Genomic DNA, 19,226 nt, shown 5'->3' with positions numbered 1-19,226 from the left:
TATTGGCATGACAACTGAAGCGGTGCCCGGCGAGGATCCTCGTCGGCTGCTGTCCGACACGCGCGCGCTCGCCCACCGGGTGCGCCGCGACCAACGCGTCACCTGGGTCGCCCTGCTGGTGCTCGCCGTGGTCACGTTCCTGGCGATCCCGGCCGACTACTTCGGTATGGACGTGCAGTGCCAGGGCGTGAACGACACCGAGTGCCGGCTGTCCCGCGACGGGGTGGTGTGGTTCTGGCCGCCCGCGCTGCTGCTGGCCTACGCGGCGATCGCGTACTGGTATGTGCGGATCGCCCGGACCCGCGGGGTGGGCGCCCGGGTGCTGCCGTATGCGTACACGGGTGCCGCCCTGGCCCTGCTCTACGTCGTGATCTGGGTCGGCTTCCGGCTCTGGGTCGACATCCAGGCGCAGCCCACCCCGCAGCCCGAGTGGACGCTGGTGCTGGACCGCCTGGTCGCACCGACCGGCACCATCGGGATCGCGCTGCTGGTGCTGGCCTGGCTGGAGCGCAACCCGGGCCTGCTCGCCTTCACCGTCGTCTACCTCGCGGCGGTGCTGGCCCCGCTCCGCGTCGACTGGCTGATGGGTTCCGGCGGCCGGGGTGCCTTCGTGCCGGAGCAGGTGTTCAACGGCGTGGTGCTGCTGCTCGGCGCGGCCGTGTTCGCCCTGACCCGGCGTCGCCGCCGATGACCGCCGAGGCGTCCGACGCGCATCCGGTCACCGGCCTCGACGACGTGGTGCACCAGCGGGTCCGGCTCGGGATCCTGACCATCGCGCACGAGGCCCGCAAGGTCGAGTTCGGCTACCTGCGGACCCAGCTCCAGCTGACCGCCGGCAACCTCTCCCAGCACCTCGGTGTGCTGGAGACGGCCGGTCTCGTCGAGATCGAGAAGGGATACGAGGGTAAGCGCGGCCGTACCTGGATCACCCTCACCGCGGCCGGAGACGCCGCACTGGCCGCCGAGATCGACAGGTTGAAGCAGCTCATCGCACGTGTCGAAACCACCCGGGAGGAAAAGTGAAGCCCACTCTGTCCCGTCGCGGCCTGCTCGTCGCGGCCGCCACCCTGGCCGTGCTGCCGGTCGACGCGGCCACGGCCACCGCACCGCGGCTCGTGCTGCCCCGACCTACCGGGCCGCACCGCATCGGCACCGTGTCCCTGCACCTGGTCGGCCCGGGCCGTGAGCTGATGGCCGGTGTCTGGTACCCGGCGGGGGCGAGCGTGAACCCCCGGGTGCCGTGGCTGCCCGCCGCCCCGTGGCGGGCCCTGCTCGATTCGGCCGACTTCGGCGCCGACACCGCGACCGCCCCGCTCACCGCCGCCCGCCTCGCCGCACCCGTGCTGCGGACCCGGGAGAGGCTGCCGGTGATCATGTATTCGCACGGCAACGACAGCACCCGCGCCGAGGCGACGATCATCGTGCAGGAACTCGCCAGTCACGGGTTCGTCGTGGTCACCGTGGACACCACGTACGACGGGTACGGCGAGTTCCCGGACGGCCGGCTCACCGTGCCGTCTGAGGAGATCGGCTACACGCCGTGGGACCACAGCGACGACGTCCGTTTCGTACTCGACCGGATCGAGGACATCGCGGCCGGCCGCAACCCCGACGCCGGGCACCGGCCCCTGCCGGCCGGTCTCGGGGCGGCCCTCGACCTGCGCCGGGTCGGCATGGCGGGCTGGTCCAAGGGCGCCACCGCGACCGCCGTCACGATGAACGTCGACCGGCGCGTCCGGGCCGGGCTCGCCCTGGACGGCCCGATGCAGGCGCAGCCACCGGTCGACGTGATCGACAGGCCGTTCATGTTGATGACCGCCGAGAACACCCGGGACGCCGAACCGAGTGTCGCCGAGGTGTGGAATCACTACCTGCGGGGTTGGAAATGCGACGTGCGTGCCGAGGGTGCGGTGCATTCGTCATACATCGATCACCAATGGCTGATTCCGCAACTGGCCCGTATTCTCCACATGAGCGACGAAGAACTCGCCGGATGGATCGGCACTCTCGCCCCGGACCGGGCGGTCCGGATCCAGCAGGCTTATCCTCTCGCTTTCTTCGACCGGCATCTGTGCGGCCGTCGGCAACCTCTCCTCGACGGCCCGCACAAGGCGTTTCCAGAGGTACGGGTCGACCGCTGAACCGGTCAGAGCAGAAAGTCGAAGCTGTGCCCGCCCGGATGGCCCTCCGGCAGTAGGCAGTCGTCCTGTCCGGGCCCGGACACCGCCGGACATATTTCCATGGCGGTAACCTCGTGCGACAACGGATTCCATCGCACCCACCACCAGTGCTCACCGTTTTCCGCCGCCATCACGAATGCGACATGGCATTGTGGATGGTCGGACGCGAGTTCGCATTCAACGTCGCGCAGTGGAGTGCCCAGCCGGTATCGCTGCGCCAAGAGAATGGTGAACTCATCGTCGGTCACCGTGGTGGCCGCCCCACACCTTCGCAGCACGCTGAGATACTCCGTGCCGCGGTCGAACACTGACATGACAGTAATCTAGTCGCCATACACAAATCGAGCGTCAGTCAATCCGCTCGACGTTTCGCGGGAACACTGTTTCCAACGGCATGGGAGCGCGCACGCGGCCTCGGAGGGTGATCGGGCATGCTGGACGGGCACGACGACGAGAGGGGTGCACGATGGCAGCCGAGAAGGCGGTTCTGGCCGGTGGCTGTTTCTGGGGGATGCAGGACCTGATCCGCAAGCGTCCCGGAGTGCTGACCACGCGGGTCGGCTACACCGGTGGCCACGTGGAGAACGCGACCTACCGCAACCACGCCGGCCACGCCGAGGCCATCGAGATCATCTTCGATCCGGCGGTCACGTCGTACCGGGATGTGCTCGAGTTCTTCTTCCAGATCCACGACCCGACCACCCTGAACCGGCAGGGCAACGACATCGGCGACAGCTACCGGTCGGCGATCTTCTACGACGGTGACGAGCAGAAGCGCATCGCCGAGGACACCATCGCCGACGTCGACGCGTCCGGGCTGTGGCCGGGCAAGGTGGTCACCGAGGTGACCGCGGCCGGTCCGTTCTGGGAGGCCGAGCCGGAGCACCAGGACTACCTGGAGCGCATCCCGAACGGCTACACCTGCCACTTCCCGCGGCCGGACTGGAAGCTGCCGCGCCGCAGCCGGTGAGGGTGTCCCTCACAGGGTGTGGCTGGCGGCCGCGGACGGCCGAATACTTCGTGATGTGAACGCGAAACGACAGCTCGGCGAGTTCCTGCAGACCCGCCGCTCGCAGCTCAAGCCGGAGGACGTCGGCCTGGCGACCTACGGTGACCGGCGGCGGGTGAGCGGGCTGCGCCGGGAGGAGTTGGCACTGCTGGCCGGGGTCAGCTCGTCCTACTACTCCCGGCTCGAACAGGGGCAGTCGTCGAACGCGTCGGCCGAAGTGCTGGACGCGCTCGCCGGTGCGCTGCGCCTCGACGAGACCGAACGCCGGCACCTGCACGACCTGGCCGACGGCACCCGGCGGCGGCCCACCGGCCGGCGAGTCGCGCCGGAGCGGGTCACCCCGGCGGTGCGGCAGCTGATCGCCGCCATGGGCGAGGTGCCCACCCTCGTGCTGGGGCGGCACAGTGACGTGCTGCTCTGGAACCGGGCCGGGCACGCCCTGTTCGCCGGACACCTCGACCTCGACGCCCCGCAGCGGGCGCAGACCCGGCCCAACATGGCCCACCTGGTGTTCCTCGACCCGCACACCCGCGATCTGTACGTCGACTGGGCGGCCAAGGCCCGGGCCGTGGTCGGCACCTTGCGGATGGCGTCCGGGCAGCATCCCGACGATCCGGCGCTGGCCGCGCTGATCGGCGAGTTGTCGGTCAAGAGCCCGGACTTCAGCCGGATGTGGGTCGCGCACCGGGTGAAATCCGGCGGTGAACCGGTGTACGAGATGCGGCACCCCCTCGTCGGTCTGATGAGTGTCACCCAGCAGAGCCTGCGGACCGAGTTGGGCCAGAACGTGGTGATCGCCACCACCGAGGCGGGTTCCCCGTCCCACGCGGCGATGACGTTGCTGATGCACGCCTCCGCCGCTCACTGATCGTCGTCTCCTTCTGACCGCGCCCGTCTCCGGGTGCGGTGAATCAGCGCGCCCGAAAACGGGCCGCGCACTCCCGGAAACCCGCCGATCGGGCCGCCCACAGTCGGGACGCGCCCGCACGCCCCCGAAGAAAGAGGAAAAAGTGCGTAAGAGCATGATCGCCGCCGGCCTCGCGGTGACGACGGTATTGAGCGCCGGCCCCGCCTGGGCCGGACCCGCCCGTACCCGCATCGCTGTGCATTTCGATCTTGCCGGTGGCCAGATGCCGGAGAACATCGTGCTGTCCCCGGACGGCACCGCCTACGTCACCTTCGCCGGTGCCCGCCAGGTCGCCGCGATCGGCCGGGACGGAACGGTCCGCATCCTGGCGACCCTGCCCGCCCCGGCCGACGGGGTCGGCGCGCCGGTTCTCGGCTTCGCCCTGACCACCGGCATCGTCCGGCGGCCGGACGGCACCCTGTACTTCCTGTACGCCAGCGGCGACGTCGGGACGACGGGCCTGTACCGGCTCCGGCCCGGTGGATCGCCGCAGCGTGTCGCCGCGCTACCGGCCGACGGTCTGCCCAACGGGCTGGCCTTCGACGAGGACGGCCGAACCTTCTACATCACCGACTCGGTACACGGCACCATCTCGGCGGTACGGCAGTCCGGCGGACCGGCGACGGTGTGGTCGTCGGCGCCGGAACTCGCCTCGACCGGGTTCCTCGGAGTCAACGGGATCAAGGTCCGCGACGGTGCGGTCTGGGCCACCAACCTGGACCAGGGCACGCTGCTGCGGATCCCGGTGCGCCACGGCGGGCCGGCGAAGGTCGAGGTCCGGGCGACCGGCCTGACCGGCATCGACGACTTCACGATCACCCCGGACGGCACGGTGATCGCCGCGCTCGTCGGCCAGAACACGGTGGCCGCCATCGACCGGGCCGGCCGGGCGACCACCCTGCTGACCGCCGCCGACGGCCTCCAGAACCCGACGTCGGTCGCGGTCCGCGGCGCCACCGCGTACGTGACCAGCGCCGGTTACCTCACCGGTCAGGATCCCAACCTGATCCTGACCACTCTCCGGTTCGCCGCCCCGTCCGGCCGGGATTAGGCGTTCACCGGGACGGCGAGGGTGGCGCGGTATCCGGTGGTGACGTCGCCGCTGACGGTGACGGTCTGCCGGGCGGCGTGGTCGTCGCGGAACACCATGTCGGTGTCGAGGCTGATGTCGGCGAGGTGGGTGGCCGATCGTCCGTACTCGGAAAGGCGGTAGACCTTCTCGCAGACCTCTTGTGGGAAGGCCAGCTGTGAGGTGACCAGTACCGTCCGGTGGTCGGTGATGCTCGCCTGGTCGGGGTAGACCTCGAAGTGGATGTGCGGCCAGCGGCCCGGGTAGCAGCCGGGGAAGACGGTGGTGAAGCCGACCCGGCCGGTGTCGTCGGTGATCTGTACACCGCGCAGGAAGGTCTCCTGCGTGACGCCGTCGCCGTACATCGAATAGCGACCGTTGCTGTCGCACTGCCAGATGTAGACCGCGGCGCCGGACACGCCGGTGAGGGTCAGTTCGAGGTCGAGGGGGACACCCGGCGACAGGGTCGACCCGCCCAGACTGGATCGGATGTCCTTGCGGACGACACCGCTGCGTTCGAGGATGTCCGGCCCGTTGGAGCCGTCGCCGGGGAAAGGCCCCTGGGTCTCCTCGGGAATCTCGGCCGGTGGTGCCGAACCGGCGACCGTCGGCCCGCCGGTGGACCGGTTCGGCGCGGGAGTGCCGGGCCGGGCCGGCGACGGTTCGCTGCATGCGGCGATGCCGAGTGTCGCGGCGCCGGCCCCGAACGCGCGGAGGAGCTGCCGCCGGCCGAGCAGGGTGCCGAGGTCGAAGCCGAGGCCCTGATCGGTCAGCTCCTCGTCGGGTCGGGGGAGTGGGCGTCCCTGGTAGGTGGGTTTCGGCTGTCGGTGCATCGGCGCCTCCGCTTCCCGAGGGGTATTTGATCCAACAGTAACTGCTGGCTCAGATAATCGGGAATCGGGCGACCCCAGTGACGGTGCCGGCGGGAGGAACTCCCGGGCCGGCACCGTCACCGTCGCGCCTCGGCGGAACTCGAGGCAGCGGTGGTCACGGCAGAAGCGCTATCGAGCGCCCCTTACCGCTAGCGGATCAAGCAACCAACCGGAACCGCAGCGCCGCGACGTGTGATAGCTGATCACGCCGACCGGCGAACACCGTGCATATCCGCGGAAGTCGGGACTTTAGTCCTCACTCTTCCGGAGTCACGGGTACTGGTTGTCGAGCAGGCCGTTCACGTACTTCTCGACGTTGGTCCACCCGGTCCGGTCGAAGTCGCCGTTGGCGTCGTTGATCTGCGGATCCAGGCCGTATCGGGTCTCCCAGGCGTCGGGCATGCCGTCCCGGTCGGTGTCGGTGGCCGGGGTGCCGCCGGCGAGCGTGCCGTAGCCGTTGTTGCCCAGGCCCGTCGCGGTCTGCGAGCTCCACAGCGCGCCTTTGGCGCCCAGCGACGTCACGTCGGCCACCACCAGCTTGTCGACGTCGTCGCGGGGGATCGCGCCGGCCTTGGCGACCACGTCGGTGTAGGCGGCCGCGGCAGACAGCGTGGGGATCGCCGCGGTGTCCGCCGAGTATGGCGCGGACAACTCGGTCGCGCCGCCACGCACGACCGCCGCCGAACCGTTCAGCTGGCCGTCCTTGTTGCTGTCGACCCAGTTGTCCCGGTTGAAGATCTGCTGGTTACCGGTCTGGTAGTAGTAGTTCGACGCGCTCGTGGTCCGCGGGCCGGTGATGAAGTAGTTGCCCACCACGTCGTGCAGGAAGTGGCCGCTGGAGTTACCTGCGGTGTACCCGGCCTGGTAGTTGTAGACCACGTTGTTCACGAACTGGGTGTTCGCCTTGGCCAGCGGGTTGCGGTTGTGCGAGTTCGCCCACAGGTTGCGCCACCAGGTGTACGGGCCGGTCTCGGTGTGGGCGCCGAACTGTTGACCGATCGGGTTCGCGTCGATCGAGTACTGCACGGTGATGTTCGATGCCCGTACCGCGTCGATGTTGTTCCAGGCCCCGAATTCGATCGAGACGTGATCGAAGATCAGATTGCTGGCGTCCAGCCAGTTCAGACCGTTGTTCTTCTGGTCGGCGTCCTCGGTGCCCATCCGGAACCGGAAGTTGCGGACGATCACGTTGGTGCCGCTGTTGAACGACACCTCACCGCCCTGCACACCGATGCCGGCACCGGGCGCGGTCTGGCCGGCGATCGTGATGTTGCTCTTCACCAGCACCGTCGACGACAGCTTGATGTAACCGCCGACGTCGAACACCACGATCCGGTTGTTCGCGCTGACCGCGTCCCGGAACGACCCGGCGCCGGAGTCGTTGAGGTTCGTCACGTGATAGACCGTGCCGCCGCGCCCGCCGGTGGCCGCCGCGCCGTAACCGACGGCGGTCGGGAACGCCTTGACCGGCCCGGCCGGCGGAGCCGAACTCGGCGGAGCGCTCGTCGGCGCGGTGCCGCCGGTGCAGGCCACTCCATTGAGGCTGAACGCGCCCGGGGTGGCGGCGTCGCCGGTGGCGTTGAACCCGAAGCCGGTGGTCGCGTTGGTGGCCAGGGCGGCGTTGTAGCCGGCGTCCTTGACCGACACGGCCGTGCCGGACTGGGTGACGGTGCCGTTCCAGAGCTGAGAGATCGTCCCGCCACCGGGAAGGGCGAAGGTGAGCGTCCAGCCGTTGATCGCTTCACCGAGGTTGGTGACGTCGACGGTGGCCCCGAAGCCACCCGGCCACGAGTTGGAGACGGTGTACTTGACCGAGCATCCGGCGGCGGCGTCGGCCCGCGCGGCGACGAGCAGCCCGGCCCCGGCCGTGACGACGGCCAGGGCGAATGCCGTGGTTCGTTTCATGGTGCTCTCCTGGGGGACGGGGAGTTGCCTTCGAGTTGCAGATGCGGGAGGCGCGCCCGGATAACAGGAAATGACAAACTTCGATGCATGGTGGCATCGGCTGTCTACGCTGGCCGCGACGTCGCCGCCCTCGGGAGTGCCTGTGCCAGAAACCGTTCCGCCCCGCGTCCACAACGCCGCCGAGACCGCCGACCTCGGACCGCTGGTGCAACGGTTCCGGCACCCCAACGCCCGGGTCTTCGCGATCATCACCTGGGCCTACTTCGCCATGGTCGCCGGCCTGCTGCTGGTCATGCTGGCGTCGATCGGCATGTATCTGGCCGGCTCCGGCCGCGAACCGGAGTGGCTGGTCGTCCTGATCTACACGGTCGTCGGCGGTGGGCTCGCCTACCTGCTCGCGCAACTCGCGATCGGCAACGTCACCCGCCGCGCCATCTACCTCTACCCGGGCGGTTACGTCGCCACCGGCCCGTCCGGCCGGGTCATCCGCACCATCCCGTGGCACCGGCTCGACCGCATCGACGGCATGGGCGTACCACTCCAGATGCAGGTCAAGGTCGTCGGCGCCAAGGCACGCACCGTCTTCGCCTTCCGGCACAACGGAGGCTGGCCGCGGCCGATCAAATTCACCGAGGTCGCCGGGCAGGAGCAGCTGGCGCCCCTCGCCTACCGGCTGTACATCGAGGCGATCAGCAAACCGGCCACCTGAGAACCACTCACGCCGACCGGGCGATCCATCCCGGGGCGACAACCTGGCGATCCTCGTCGACATGGACGAGGACCTTCTCGTCGTCGAGCTTGCGGACCAGTTGCGACAGCAGATCCTGCAGGGCCTTCAAACGCGGATTCCGGTGTACGTCCGGAGCGTGCAGATCTGCGACGAGGTCACCCATCCACGACCGCGATCCTCGTCCCGGATCCGGCGGGCATGATCGTCTTTCAGTTGTTCGAGTGCAGTCTGCTGGCGGCCCAGATCCCGCTGGTTCTGTCTGGACCAGATGGCTGACCCGACGGCGACGAACAGACTCGAAATCGAGGTGACGAATGCGACAACGATCGTTGAGTCCATGTCCACCCGTCTGCAGCCGTCGATCCATTGTGGATCGGCAGCCTATCGTCTCCGCAGGTGGGTGGATAGGTCCGTGATCTGCGCCGGGGTCACCCGGCAGCAGCCGCCGACCAGGCGGGCGCCGGCGTCGATCCACGTGCGCACCGGCTCCGGGCCCCAACCCGGCTCACCGGTCCAGGTGCGGGCGGTGGCGTCCCAGATCTCGCCGCTGTTCGGGTAGGCCACCACCGGCTTGCCGGTCACCTCGGCGGCCACCGCGGTCGCGTGCGCCACATCGCCCGGATCGCTGCAGTTCACGCCGACCGCGATCACCTCGGGCACATCGGCGGCCAGCCGGAACGCCTCCTCGAGGGGCTGGCCGGCCCGGGTCCGGTCGCCGTCGATCGTGTACGACAGCCACGCCGGTGTCCCCGACTCCTGGACCACCCGCAGCATCGCCTCGGCCTCGACCACGTCCGGAACCGTCTCCAGCGCCAGCACGTCCGCACCCGCCTCGGCCAGCACCGCCATCCGCCGCCGGTGGAACCGGACCAGCTCGTCGACACTCAGGCCGTAGCGTCCGCGATACTCCGAACCATCGGCCAGCATCGCGCCATACGGCCCGACCGACGCCGCCACCCAGAGCGGCCCCGCGGTCTCGACCCGCTGCCGAGCCTCCCGGGCCAGCGTGACACTCCGGGTGAGCAGCGTGGTCGCCGCCCGGTCGTCGAACCCGGCCCGCGCCAGCCCCTCGAAGGTGGCCTGATAGCTCGCGGTGATCACGACCTGTGCCCCGGCCCGCAGGAACGCCAGGTGGGCGGCGATGATCGCCTCCGGCTGGTCGTGCAGCAGCCGGGCCGACCACAGATGGTCGGACAGGTCGTGACCGGCGGCGGCGAGTTCGGTGGCCAGGCCGCCGTCCAGCACGACGGGACCGGCGGACAGCGCGGTGGCCAGCGATTCCACGGTCAGCTCCAGGTGATGGTGGCTCGGTTGCGCCAGGACTCCCAGACCTCCGGGTCACCGTCGACGGTCAGGTCCTCGGTGCCGGTGCGGTTCCACAGCAGCAGGTAGAGCAGCGACACGGGGCCGCTGAGATCGAGGTCGGCGGACCGGTGACCCGCGTCGACGTACAGCCGGTCCCGCTCCATCCGGATCGTCCAGGACTGTTCGATGTCGGTGGCGCGCAGGGACACGCTCCGCGGCGGGTCGGCGGCGAGCCGCTCCGGCCGGCGCTGGAAGAAGCAGTTCAGGATCTCGTCGACACCGTTGGCGGCGAACTCGGGACGCCACTGCGGTCGGGCGCCGATGGCGGACTCGGCGTCCGCGCGGTGGATGGCGGTCTCGTGGGCCTGTCGTCGGGCCCAGAACTCCAGTGGCGACCCGGCCGGCAGGAAAGTCCAGCAGTCGAGCCGCGGGTCGGCGGCGCCGAGGGCGACGGTCAGGGCGCGGTGCCCGTCCCGGAACCAGTCGAGCAGCCCGTCGTCGTCGGGTGCGGTGAAGAAGCCGCGTTCGTCATCCGGCCCGAACGGGTTTCGGCGCTGCTCGACGACGTGGGCGGTCGCCCATCGGTGCACACCGCCGATGTGCCGCACCAGGTCCGTCACCCGCCAGCCGGGGCAGGTCGGCACGGTGGCATCGAGACCGGCCCGCTCGGCCGCCCCGGCCAGTCTCTCCCCATCGATTCGGAGGGTCTCGACGAGCTGATCGACAAGCATGCGCCCATCCTGGCATGCCGGACCACGACACGGGCTCTACAACCAGCCGGCCCGGCGCAGGGCCCGGTAGAGGACGGACACGCTGATCAGCATGAAGAGGGCCACGCTCGGATAGCCGTACCGCCAGCTCAGCTCGGGCATGTAGGCGAAGTTCATGCCGTAGACGCCGGCGATGGTGGTGACCAGCGCGGCGATCGCGGCCCAGGAGGCGATACGGCGCATGTCGTTGTTCTGGTTCACGCTCAGCTGGGTCAGGCGGGCCTGGAGCAGCGCGTTGAGCACCTCGTCGAGGGCGACCACCTCCTCGACCGCCGACGTGTGGTGATCGGCGACGTCACGCAGATAGCGGCGGGTCTCCTTGGGCAGGTCGGCGAACTGGCTCCCGACCAGCGCGGCGAGCGGCCGGTGCAGCGGGAGCACCGCCGCCTTGAACCGCAACAGCTGCCGTTTGAGCTGGTAGATCTGCTCGATCGCGACCTCGCGCCCGGGGGTGAAGACGGCCGCCTCGATCAGGTCGACGTCGGTCTGCAGTGCCGCCGCGACATCGCCGTACACGTCGACGAGCCGGTCCAGGATCTCGTGCACCACCGACCAGGGGCCGCCGGCGAGCCGCTTCTCGCCGGCGCTCAACTCGAACCGCAGCGAGCTGAGCTCCATGACGGTGCCCTGCCGGACCGCGATCACGAAATGTGGACCGACGAACAGTCTGACGAACCCGGTACTGACGATCTCGCTGGTGGCGGTGAACTGCTCGTGCTCGGCATAGTGCGCGGCCCGGATCACCAGGAACACCACGTCGTCGTAGCGCTCGATCTTCACCCGCTGCTCACGGTGCAGAACATCCTCGACGGCGAGCGGATGCAGCCCGAACACCCCGGCGACCCTGGTCAGCGCCGCCTCGGTCGGCTCGTGCAGGTCGAGCCAGACGAAGCCGTCATCGTGCTCCCGCGCCCTCTCGTGCAGCTGCTCGAGGTCGGCGGTCGAACCGGGACTCTCGACGGACACCCCGTCGACGAACAGGTCGCAACCCACGATCGCGGTGTGGTCGGCCCGACGAGGGGGCTGCCAGGAACCACGCGCCACCAAGATCACCCACCCCCCCGGTGAGAGCCTACTGCGGGGCGGATTGGTCACGGTCCGCGTCGGGTCGACGTTACGGCGTTTTCCGGGGTACGCAAGAAGTCGCTCGATGTCAGGCCGGTCCGGTGGCGGGCGCCCACCACCGGACCGGCCCGGTGACTACTTGTCGAACTCGCCGTCGCGCACGCCGTCGACGAACGCGGCCCACTCCGAGTCGGTGTAGACGATCACCTCGGCCCCTGGCCGCTGGCTGTGCCGGACCGCGACGCTGCCGGGTGCGTTCGGCAGGTCGAGAGCGACCTCGACACAGTTACCGCTGCCGCCGGATCGGGCCGACTTGCGCCATTCTGCACCGGTGAGATCAGCATTCATGATCGTTCAGCTCCTTCAACCTTCGTGACATTGACTCTACCGATTGGGATTCGGTGAGTGCGGCGTTTTCCACAGCCGCCCATACGTCCATATATACAGCTATCTCGGCGGGTTTGTCTAGATAAATTGCGCCGGTCTGGCTCTCGCTGTAAACGGTGCTGGGTGGCGTATTCCCGTGCTCGGCTGCGAAGTCCAGTAAACCGAATGCTCCGGTGACCGACGCCCGATGTAGACCCGCGGAGAGTGGAATCACCCGTAGGGAGACATGGGGCAGTTCGGTCGCCTGCAATAGGTGCCAGATCTGGGCCCGCATCACGCCGGCCGGTAACTCGGCGAGCAGAACCGACTCGGCGATGATCGCCTCGAATCGGGGTGGTGCCGGGAACGCCCGGGTCAGCTGTCGCTGGCGGGACCGGCGCACCTTGACGAGGGCGGCGATCTGCTCGGGGCGCAGGTCCGGCTCGACGGCCCGGATCGCCGCCTCCATGTACCCGACGTCCTGGAGGAGGCCGGGCATCAGCCACGGTTCGAAGGTCCGGATCCGGTCAGCGGTCTGCTCCAGGGCGACGTAGAGCTCGAACCACGCTGGGACGACGTCGCCGTACGAGTGCCACCAGCCCTTGGCGCGGGTCTCGCCGGCGAGTTGTTCCAGGACGGTGCGCGTGGTCTCCGGGACGCCGTAGTAGCGGCACAGCAGGGTGACCTTTCCCTTGGGTGTGGAGACGGCGCCGTGCTCGATGCGGCGCAGACTCTGCACGGTCTGGCCGATCACCTCGGCCGCGTCGGTCATGGTGACCCGAGCATCCTCACGCGCTCGGCGTAAAGCGATCCCGAGAGTTCGGCGGGGAATGGTGGAACCGACGGTGGTGGACGTTGACACATGTTCCCCTGTTCTTTCTGAGAGGTGTCGGGGTTACAGATTGGAAGGTGTCGAGCGTCATTCTGATAGGTCGTTTGTCTATCGGGGTGAATTGCCTTGATCAAATCGAAAAAGTTGGTCTGAGGCGTTGCCATCGGAAATCCGAAACGTCGAATATCGGAACCCGCAAGACGTAGCCGACCACTCGGGAGGGACGATGTTCGCCATCGCTGCGATTGTGGGACTCTGCACCGGCTTGATCGCCGGCCTGATGTGCGGACGAAATCGGGGCCGATGGTGCCCGGAATGCGGCCGAACCCTCGACTGCATGGTCTGCCGGCCCGAGCCCGTGGCGCGTGGTCGTCGTGACCGTTGAGGAGATGGGCCTGGCCCACCAGGCGGACCGTACGTCGTACCAGTGCCTGTGTTGCCTGAAGCCGTGGCCGTGCGACCCGGCCCGCGAATATCTGATCGTCACCATGGGTCACGACCACCCGCAGCTGGCCATCCGGATGTGGAACGAGCTGGAGCACGCCGTGATGGGGCCGCTGCGCCACGAGCCGGTGGGCGAGCTGGTGGAGCGCTTCGTCAGATGGGCGGCATGACGCACCCCGGACAGCCGACATCAGTGCAGGTGAGCGAGCTTTCTGCCATGCACAAGACTATAGGCCAACGACAAGGGGTTTGGGAACCGGCGGTCGTGAATCCGTCCCCCGGGTGAACACCCGCTCACGATTGCGCCGGGTTTGACGAGGGCTGGAGCCCGGCTTGAGGTGGCGGGTGGATCGTTCTCGGCATGAACGCATCTCGCATCCCGCTCCCGCCCTTCCAGTCCGCTCCGATCGTGTACCCGACGCTCGGGCGGACGATCATCGACAGTTCGCTCACCGTCGGGCGGACCGTACTGATCGGTGGGGCGGGGCTCGGGCTGCTGATCGGGTTCGCCATGGTCATCGCGATCGCGATCACGTCGGTGGCGTACCTGCTCGGGTTCGACGTCACCTCGATCGTCTTCTGACCCGCCGGATGCTACCCAGGTCGTAGCCGGCGGGCTCCGGAACGCGACCTCGGGCGCTCCCCACGCGGGGGAGTCCGCTCATAGCGTCGACCGCATGATTGAAGTGCGGGGATTGACGAAACGCTTCGGTGCGACGACCGCTGTCGACGGGCTGTCGTTCACGGTTCGGCCGGGGCGGGTCACCGGGTTCCTCGGGCCCAACGGGTCCGGCAAGTCGACCACGATGCGGATGATCGTCGGCCTGGACCGGCCCGACGCCGGCTCGGCCACCGTCGGCGGCCGGCCCTATCGGACACAGCCGGCACCCCTCTGCGCCGTGGGCGCGCTGCTGGAGGGACGGGCCGTGCACCGCGGGCGTACCGCCCGGCAGCATCTGGCCGGCCTTGCCCGTACCCACGGGATCGGCGCCCGGAGGGTGTCCGAGGTTCTTGCGATGGCCGGTCTCGGCGCGGTGGCCGATCGGCGTGCCGGTGGGTTCTCGCTCGGCATGAGCCAGCGGCTCGGGGTGGCGTCGGCGCTGCTCGGCGACCCGGCGGTGGTGATCCTCGACGAACCGGTCAACGGCCTCGACCCGGACGGCGTGCTCTGGATCCGCACGCTGCTCAAAGACCTGGCGGCACAGGGCCGGACGATCCTGGTGTCCAGCCATCTGATGAGCGAGACCGCGGTGACCGCCGACCACCTGCTGATCATCGGCGGCGGGCGGCTGCTCGCCGACGTCGGCATCGACGAGCTGATCACGCGGGCCGGGACGAACCGGTGCCTGGTCCGCTCGCCGGATCCGGACGTCCTGCGGGACGCGCTGACCGCGGCCGGTGCGACGATCACCAGCCGCGAGGCGGATTCGCTGGTCGTGGAGGGGCTGGCCGCGGAGCGGATCGGCGAGGTCGCGGCGTCGCACGGGGCGATCCTGTACGAGCTGACCCCGCACCGGGCCTCGCTGGAACAGGCCTACATGGAGCTGACCCGATGAGCGCCCACCGGATCTCGTTCGCCCGGGTGACCCGTGCCGAATGGGGCAAGCTGATCGTTCTCCGCTCGACCTGGGCGGTGCTCGCGGCCGCCGCGGTTATCACCGTCGGCCTGGCGATCGCGATCAACATCAACGTCTATCGTACGGCCGGAGCCGAGGTCTCACCCCGTGCCCTGACCGCGCAGACGTTCCTGGGCGTGGACGTGATCTCGCTGATCCTGGGCGTGTTCGGCGTTCTGATGATCACCGGTGAGTTCGGCTCCGGGCTGATCCGGGCGACGTTCGCGGCCGTGCCCCGCCGGGTGCCGGTGCTGCTCGCGAAGGCGGTCGCGCTGATCCTGGTGGCGTTCCCGGTGACGTTGTCGGCCTGCATGGTCGCGCTGCTCGCCGGCCAGGCGCTGGTGCCCGCCGGACAGCACGCCGACATCCCGATCCGTGCTCTGCTCGGAGCGGCCGCCGCCCCGGTCGTGCTGGCTTTGATCGGGCTCGGGATCGGTGCGCTGATCCGGCACACCGCGGCCGCGATCACCGTCTACGTGCTGAGCATGCTGGTGCTGCCGGCGATCCTGCAGCCGACGCTGCCCGAACACCTCGCCGACGACGTGGTGCGCTACGTGCCGGTCGCGGCCGCCCAGGCCCTGTACGCCGTGGACTCCGGCAACCCGTTCCAGATGCTCGCGCCGGGCCCGGCCGCCCTGACCGTCCTCACGTGGATCGTGCTGATCCTGGCCGCCGGTGGCGCGATGCTGTGGCGCCGCGATCCGTGATCACCGAGCGGACAGGCGACGGGGAGAAGGGCCACAATGGAACGGTGAGCCCGAGTGCCCTCCGGTCCGCCGCCCGCCGCCACCCGCGGCAGGCCGACGCCGGGATCGCCGTGCTCGTGGCGCTCGCGTGCGGACTGGTGCTCTCCGGCCGTACCGGCGCGACCCTAGAACCGACCGACACGCTGGACTGGATCTCGGTCGTCCTGCTGCCGGTGCCGTTGATCTGGCGCCGCCGGGCGCCGGTCCTGGTCTTCGCGGCGGCGACCGGGCTGTTCATCGTCTCCCAGGCGATGGGCGCCCAGTCGCCGGCCGCGCTGGCCGTCACGCTCACCGCCCTGCACGCGGTCGCCCGCTACCGGCCCGCCCGGTTCGCGTGGCTGGCCGCCGTGATCACGGTGTTGCCGGGGTTCGGCAACCGGATCGAGGACGGGCCGGCCTGGGGCGCGTTCGCGGCGGTGTCCGCGGTCACGGTCACGGCCGTGCTGGTCGGCGTCAACCAGCGGACGCGTGCGGCGTACCTGCTGGCTTTGGAAGATCGCGCCCAGCGACTGGAACAGGACCGTGATCAGCGGGCCCGGCTCGCCGTCGCCGATGAGCGGGCGCGCGTCGCGCGCGAGATGCACGACGTCGTCGCACACCATCTCGCGGTGATGGTCGCCCTCTCCGATGGGGCCGCGGTCACCGCGACCGACGCGCCACAGCGCGCCGCCGACGTGATGGGCCAGGTCTCGGCGACCGGCCGGCAGGCGTTGGGGGAGATGCGGCGGCTGGTCGGTGTGCTGCGCGGCACGGCCCGGTCGGAGCCGGGCAGCCGGGTGCCGCAACCCGGGCTCGGCGACATCGATGCGCTGGTCGAGAGAGTCGAAGCCGCGGGGGTACGGGTGAGCCTGCACCGCGAGGGGACACCCGGCGAGTGGGGGCCGGGCACCGGACTGGCCGTCTACCGGATCGTGCAGGAGGCGCTCACCAACACCCTCAAACACGCCGGGCCACACGCCGAAGCCGAGGTCTGGCTGCGCTACCGCCCGGACACGGTGGAGGTGACCGTCGTCGACGACGGGGCCGGCCGGACCGCGCGGCCGGCCCGGGTGGGGGACCGGCACGGGCTGGCCGGGATGGCGGAGCGCGCCACCGCGTACGGCGGCCGGGTCGAAGCCGGTCCACGCGACGGGCCGGGGTGGCGGGTGCACACGAGTCTGGAGGTTCCGTCGTGACCGTATCGGTGCTGCTCGCCGACGATCAGCCGCTGCTGTCGCTCGGGTTCCGGCTGGTGCTGGAGGCGCAGCCGGACATCATCGTCGTCGGTGAGGCGGGCAACGGCGCCCAGGCGGTCACCATGACCCGGGCGTTGCGGCCCGACGTGGTGTTGATGGACGTCCGGATGCCGGTCCTCGACGGGATCGAGGCGACCCGCGAGATCGTCGGTTCCGGCAGCCCGGCCCGCATCCTGATCCTCACCACGTTCGACCTGGACGAATACGTGTATGCGGCGCTGCGTGCCGGGGCCGGTGGTTTCCTGCTCAAGGACGTGCCGCCGGCCGAGCTGATCAGTGCCATCCACGCGGTCGTCGGTGGGCACGCGGTGGTCGCCCCGGCCGTGACCAGGCGACTGCTCGACATCGCCCTGCCGCACCTGCCCCGGCCGGTCACCGACGAACGCCTGGACCGGCTGACCGACCGGGAACGCGAGGTCCTCACCCTTGTCGCCGGAGGGCTGTCGAACAGCGAGATCGCCGCCGGCCTGCACCTGTCCGAGGCGACCGTGAAGGCACACGTCGGGCGGTTGCTGGCCAAACTTGAACTCCGGGACCGCGTGCAGATCGTGGTCTACGCCTACGAGAACGGACTCGCGCCCCGCACTACGTCTTTCGGGTGAACGGGGATCTGTGGCACATTGGTGCGGCACGTAGGTCGACGACGGGGGTCGGGTACCACATGGCATCGAAACGGGCACGGCGAGCGGGCTTCTCCGCGGCGACGATCGCGGCTGCGGTTCTCTATCCGCCCACCGCCGCGCAGGCGGGTGGGCCGGTCGTCACCGTCCGGCCGCCGTCGCAGGACGCGCTGGCGCCGTGCCGGCCGAGCGTGGTGACCGCCGACGACGGCGCCGTCGCCGATCAGGTCCGGCCGTCGATGAACGGGCGGCGCCTCGGCTCGTCGGTCAACGCGCGCAGCATCGCCTGCGCCCGGGCCATCATCGGCACCGTTCAGGCGCGCGGGCTGGGTCCCCGTGCGGCGGTCATCGCGGTGACCACGGCGATCGCCGAGAGCACACTGCACAACCATGCCGTCGCCTACGACCATGACAGTCTCGGGCTGTTCCAACAGCGGCCCTCGCAGGGCTGGGGACGGCCCGACCAGCTGCTCGACCCGGTGTATGCGACGAACGCCTTCCTCGACTCGATGCTGCGCAAGCATCCGGGTGACAGCTGGATGAGCGGCGACATCGGCGCGATCTGCCAGCGTGTCCAGGGTTCGGCGTTCCCGTTGGCGTATGCGCCGGAGGCCCACGACGCGTCCCTGATCGTGTCGGCGCTGTGGGCCCGGCCCGCGTCCGCGCCGGTCGTTCCGGCGCCGCAGGCGGTGCCGTCCGGTCCGTATCAGAAGGCGCTGGTCGCGGCGGGCACCGAGCTGGGGGCTCTCGACGGCCGTCACGAGCTGGCTCTGGCCGACTGGAACGGGGACAAGAAACCCGACCTGATCCTGGTCAAGGGTTCGTCGGCGGCCACCGGCAAGACCGAGGTCCGCATCATGGACGGTGCCACCGACTTCGCCACCCTGCTGCTGACCAGGAGCACCGCGCTCGGCGCGACCGACGACCGGCACGTGTACGCGGTGACCGACTACAACGGTGACGGCCGGCCCGACCTCGTCGTGGTCCAGCGGTCCGGCACCGCGAGCGGGCGCACCGAGGTGAGTGTCCTCGACGGAGCCACGGCCTTCCGACGGTTGCTGGTCGACCGTCTGGCCACGGGGCTGCCCGCCACCGACGACAGGTTCCGGTTCTCCACCGCCGACTGGAACGCCGACGGGCGGGTCGATCTGGTGGTCACGCAGGCGTCGGGCACCGCCGGTGGGAAGATGGAGGTGCAGGTCCTCGACGGCGCCTCGGACTTCCAGCGGCACCTGCTGCCGGTGACCGCGACCGCCGAGCCGGCGAACGCCGACCGCCGGATCGCGGTGACCGACTACAACAACGATCGCCACCCCGACGTGGTGGTGATGCGGGCGTCGGTGACCGCCGACGGCAAGACGCAACTGCGGGTCCTCGACGGGGCGGCCAAGCTGGGCCGCCCGCTGGCCGAGGTGGACACCGCGCCGGGCGTCTCGGCCCACCTCGACCTGCTGGTCACCGACTGGAATGCCGACACCCGCCCGGACCTGATGATGGTCCAGAAGACCGGCGCCGCGAGCGGCCGGACCGAACTGGTCATCCTCGGCGGTTGAGC

General features: G+C 69.8%; 23 protein-coding genes. 14 read left to right on the top strand and 9 right to left on the bottom strand.

The features are described 5' to 3' along the window. The first annotated feature begins 7 nt into the window (after window positions 1-7). From Q0Z83_RS23570 to Q0Z83_RS23560, 3 genes are read left to right on the top strand one after another with little or no spacing between them, the layout of a single operon-like run. The gene (locus Q0Z83_RS23570) at window positions 8-691 is read left to right on the top strand and encodes a hypothetical protein (RefSeq protein WP_317796144.1); all 684 of its coding nucleotides are present in this window, start codon (window positions 8-10) and stop codon (window positions 689-691) included. After that, entirely contained in the window at window positions 688-1,023 is a 336-nt protein-coding gene (locus Q0Z83_RS23565; protein WP_317796143.1) for a transcriptional regulator, read from the top strand. Before Q0Z83_RS23570 ends, Q0Z83_RS23565 begins: the two co-directional genes overlap by 4 nt. After that, window positions 1,020-2,141 carry an alpha/beta hydrolase family protein gene (locus Q0Z83_RS23560; RefSeq protein ID WP_317796142.1) on the top strand — a complete coding sequence of 374 codons (1,122 nt, stop codon included), beginning with the start codon at window positions 1,020-1,022 and terminating at the stop codon, window positions 2,139-2,141. The genes Q0Z83_RS23565 and Q0Z83_RS23560 overlap by 4 nt, the downstream gene beginning before the upstream one ends. Before the next feature lie 5 nt (window positions 2,142-2,146). Here Q0Z83_RS23560 and Q0Z83_RS23555 read toward each other — a convergent pair whose 3' ends face one another. Beyond that, window positions 2,147-2,494 carry a hypothetical protein gene (locus Q0Z83_RS23555; protein WP_317796141.1) on the bottom strand — a complete coding sequence of 116 codons (348 nt, stop codon included), beginning with the start codon at window positions 2,492-2,494 and terminating at the stop codon, window positions 2,147-2,149. Between the two features lie 152 nt (window positions 2,495-2,646). Here Q0Z83_RS23555 and msrA point away from each other — a divergent pair, with 152 nt between their 5' ends. From msrA to Q0Z83_RS23540, 3 genes are all read left to right on the top strand, one after another. Beyond that, window positions 2,647-3,150 (top strand): peptide-methionine (S)-S-oxide reductase MsrA, encoded by a 504-nt coding sequence (gene msrA / locus Q0Z83_RS23550; protein ID WP_317796140.1) that lies wholly within the window; start codon window positions 2,647-2,649, stop codon window positions 3,148-3,150. 55 nt (window positions 3,151-3,205) lie between these two features. Then, window positions 3,206-4,057, top strand: coding sequence for a helix-turn-helix domain-containing protein (locus Q0Z83_RS23545; RefSeq protein WP_317796139.1), 852 nt, complete (start codon window positions 3,206-3,208; stop codon window positions 4,055-4,057). Between the two features lie 142 nt (window positions 4,058-4,199). Further along, entirely contained in the window at window positions 4,200-5,147 is a 948-nt protein-coding gene (locus Q0Z83_RS23540) for an SMP-30/gluconolactonase/LRE family protein (RefSeq protein WP_317796138.1), read from the top strand. Here the strand turns inward: Q0Z83_RS23540 and Q0Z83_RS23535 are convergent. Together Q0Z83_RS23535 and Q0Z83_RS23530 are read right to left on the bottom strand one after the other, a co-directional pair. Next, on the bottom strand, window positions 5,144-5,998 hold the full coding sequence (locus Q0Z83_RS23535) for a dioxygenase family protein (RefSeq protein ID WP_317796137.1): 855 nt from the start codon (window positions 5,996-5,998) through the stop codon (window positions 5,144-5,146). The genes Q0Z83_RS23540 and Q0Z83_RS23535 overlap by 4 nt on opposite strands. A gap of 309 nt (window positions 5,999-6,307) precedes the next feature. Further along, window positions 6,308-7,942: a cellulose binding domain-containing protein gene (locus tag Q0Z83_RS23530; protein WP_317796136.1), complete on the bottom strand. Its 1,635-nt coding sequence runs from the start codon at window positions 7,940-7,942 to the stop codon at window positions 6,308-6,310. Window positions 7,943-8,084: 142 nt separating this feature from the next. Between Q0Z83_RS23530 and Q0Z83_RS23525 the strand changes: the two genes are divergently transcribed. Continuing rightward, on the top strand, window positions 8,085-8,651 hold the full coding sequence (locus Q0Z83_RS23525) for a hypothetical protein (protein WP_317796135.1): 567 nt from the start codon (window positions 8,085-8,087) through the stop codon (window positions 8,649-8,651). 7 nt (window positions 8,652-8,658) lie between these two features. Here Q0Z83_RS23525 and Q0Z83_RS23520 read toward each other — a convergent pair whose 3' ends face one another. The 6 genes from Q0Z83_RS23520 to Q0Z83_RS23495 all read right to left on the bottom strand — a co-directional run bounded on the left by Q0Z83_RS23520 (window position 8,659) and on the right by Q0Z83_RS23495 (window position 13,040). Further along, complete coding sequence (locus tag Q0Z83_RS23520) at window positions 8,659-8,835, bottom strand: hypothetical protein (protein WP_317796134.1); 177 nt, start codon at window positions 8,833-8,835, stop codon at window positions 8,659-8,661. A gap of 218 nt (window positions 8,836-9,053) precedes the next feature. Then, the gene (gene mmuM, locus Q0Z83_RS23515; RefSeq protein WP_317796133.1) at window positions 9,054-9,956 is read right to left on the bottom strand and encodes a homocysteine S-methyltransferase; all 903 of its coding nucleotides are present in this window, start codon (window positions 9,954-9,956) and stop codon (window positions 9,054-9,056) included. 2 nt (window positions 9,957-9,958) lie between these two features. Then, window positions 9,959-10,708: a maleylpyruvate isomerase family mycothiol-dependent enzyme gene (locus Q0Z83_RS23510; protein ID WP_317796132.1), complete on the bottom strand. Its 750-nt coding sequence runs from the start codon at window positions 10,706-10,708 to the stop codon at window positions 9,959-9,961. A gap of 36 nt (window positions 10,709-10,744) precedes the next feature. Beyond that, window positions 10,745-11,791, bottom strand: a complete 1,047-nt coding sequence (locus Q0Z83_RS23505) for a magnesium and cobalt transport protein CorA (protein WP_317796131.1) — start codon at window positions 11,789-11,791, stop codon at window positions 10,745-10,747. A 156-nt stretch (window positions 11,792-11,947) separates the two neighbouring features. Beyond that, window positions 11,948-12,160, bottom strand: a complete 213-nt coding sequence (locus Q0Z83_RS23500) for a DUF397 domain-containing protein (protein ID WP_317796130.1) — start codon at window positions 12,158-12,160, stop codon at window positions 11,948-11,950. Further along, entirely contained in the window at window positions 12,150-13,040 is an 891-nt protein-coding gene (locus tag Q0Z83_RS23495; RefSeq protein ID WP_317796129.1) for a helix-turn-helix domain-containing protein, read from the bottom strand. Before Q0Z83_RS23495 ends, Q0Z83_RS23500 begins: the two co-directional genes overlap by 11 nt. A gap of 344 nt (window positions 13,041-13,384) precedes the next feature. On the opposite strand from Q0Z83_RS23495, the gene Q0Z83_RS23490 reads away from it, so the two are divergent. The 7 genes from Q0Z83_RS23490 (at window position 13,385) to Q0Z83_RS23460 (ending at window position 19,224) form a co-directional block, all read left to right on the top strand. Continuing rightward, window positions 13,385-13,624 carry a hypothetical protein gene (locus tag Q0Z83_RS23490; protein ID WP_317796128.1) on the top strand — a complete coding sequence of 80 codons (240 nt, stop codon included), beginning with the start codon at window positions 13,385-13,387 and terminating at the stop codon, window positions 13,622-13,624. A 191-nt stretch (window positions 13,625-13,815) separates the two neighbouring features. Further along, window positions 13,816-14,037 carry a hypothetical protein gene (locus Q0Z83_RS23485; RefSeq protein ID WP_317796127.1) on the top strand — a complete coding sequence of 74 codons (222 nt, stop codon included), beginning with the start codon at window positions 13,816-13,818 and terminating at the stop codon, window positions 14,035-14,037. 94 nt (window positions 14,038-14,131) lie between these two features. Next, a complete protein-coding gene (locus Q0Z83_RS23480; RefSeq protein WP_317796126.1) occupies window positions 14,132-15,010 on the top strand; it encodes an ABC transporter ATP-binding protein in 879 nt (292 codons plus the stop codon). Next, the gene (locus Q0Z83_RS23475; RefSeq protein WP_317796125.1) at window positions 15,007-15,777 is read left to right on the top strand and encodes an ABC-2 transporter permease; all 771 of its coding nucleotides are present in this window, start codon (window positions 15,007-15,009) and stop codon (window positions 15,775-15,777) included. Before Q0Z83_RS23480 ends, Q0Z83_RS23475 begins: the two co-directional genes overlap by 4 nt. 44 nt (window positions 15,778-15,821) lie before the next feature. Next, window positions 15,822-16,991, top strand: a complete 1,170-nt coding sequence (locus tag Q0Z83_RS23470) for a sensor histidine kinase (protein ID WP_317796124.1) — start codon at window positions 15,822-15,824, stop codon at window positions 16,989-16,991. Further along, a complete protein-coding gene (locus Q0Z83_RS23465) occupies window positions 16,988-17,653 on the top strand; it encodes a response regulator (RefSeq protein WP_317796123.1) in 666 nt (221 codons plus the stop codon). Before Q0Z83_RS23470 ends, Q0Z83_RS23465 begins: the two co-directional genes overlap by 4 nt. A 59-nt stretch (window positions 17,654-17,712) precedes the next feature. After that, window positions 17,713-19,224 carry an FG-GAP repeat domain-containing protein gene (locus tag Q0Z83_RS23460; RefSeq protein ID WP_317796122.1) on the top strand — a complete coding sequence of 504 codons (1,512 nt, stop codon included), beginning with the start codon at window positions 17,713-17,715 and terminating at the stop codon, window positions 19,222-19,224. Window positions 19,225-19,226 lie beyond the last annotated feature (2 nt).

The sequence above is a fragment of the Actinoplanes sichuanensis genome (assembly GCF_033097365.1).
In the GTDB taxonomy this organism is placed as follows: domain Bacteria; phylum Actinomycetota; class Actinomycetes; order Mycobacteriales; family Micromonosporaceae; genus Actinoplanes; species Actinoplanes sichuanensis.
Note: the sequence above shows the minus strand (reverse complement) of the source record. Positions and strands in the feature narration are given on the sequence as shown.

Excerpts from the sequence above, each read along its gene's own strand:
- Q0Z83_RS23460 (WP_317796122.1), top strand. The coding sequence starts at position 17,713 with ATGGCATCGAAACGGGCACGGCGAGCGGGCTTCTCCGCGGCGACGATC.
- Q0Z83_RS23485 (WP_317796127.1), top strand. The coding sequence starts at position 13,816 with ATGAACGCATCTCGCATCCCGCTCCCGCCCTTCCAGTCCGCTCCGATC.
- Q0Z83_RS23510 (WP_317796132.1), bottom strand. The coding sequence starts at position 10,708 with ATGCTTGTCGATCAGCTCGTCGAGACCCTCCGAATCGATGGGGAGAGA.
- msrA (WP_317796140.1), top strand. The coding sequence starts at position 2,647 with ATGGCAGCCGAGAAGGCGGTTCTGGCCGGTGGCTGTTTCTGGGGGATG.
- Q0Z83_RS23475 (WP_317796125.1), top strand. The coding sequence starts at position 15,007 with ATGAGCGCCCACCGGATCTCGTTCGCCCGGGTGACCCGTGCCGAATGG.
- Q0Z83_RS23535 (WP_317796137.1), bottom strand. The coding sequence starts at position 5,998 with ATGCACCGACAGCCGAAACCCACCTACCAGGGACGCCCACTCCCCCGA.
- Q0Z83_RS23565 (WP_317796143.1), top strand. The coding sequence starts at position 688 with ATGACCGCCGAGGCGTCCGACGCGCATCCGGTCACCGGCCTCGACGAC.
- Q0Z83_RS23530 (WP_317796136.1), bottom strand. The coding sequence starts at position 7,942 with ATGAAACGAACCACGGCATTCGCCCTGGCCGTCGTCACGGCCGGGGCC.
- Q0Z83_RS23570 (WP_317796144.1), top strand. The coding sequence starts at position 8 with ATGACAACTGAAGCGGTGCCCGGCGAGGATCCTCGTCGGCTGCTGTCC.
- Q0Z83_RS23520 (WP_317796134.1), bottom strand. The coding sequence starts at position 8,835 with ATGGGTGACCTCGTCGCAGATCTGCACGCTCCGGACGTACACCGGAAT.
- Q0Z83_RS23480 (WP_317796126.1), top strand. The coding sequence starts at position 14,132 with ATGATTGAAGTGCGGGGATTGACGAAACGCTTCGGTGCGACGACCGCT.
- Q0Z83_RS23555 (WP_317796141.1), bottom strand. The coding sequence starts at position 2,494 with ATGTCAGTGTTCGACCGCGGCACGGAGTATCTCAGCGTGCTGCGAAGG.
- Q0Z83_RS23500 (WP_317796130.1), bottom strand. The coding sequence starts at position 12,160 with ATGAATGCTGATCTCACCGGTGCAGAATGGCGCAAGTCGGCCCGATCC.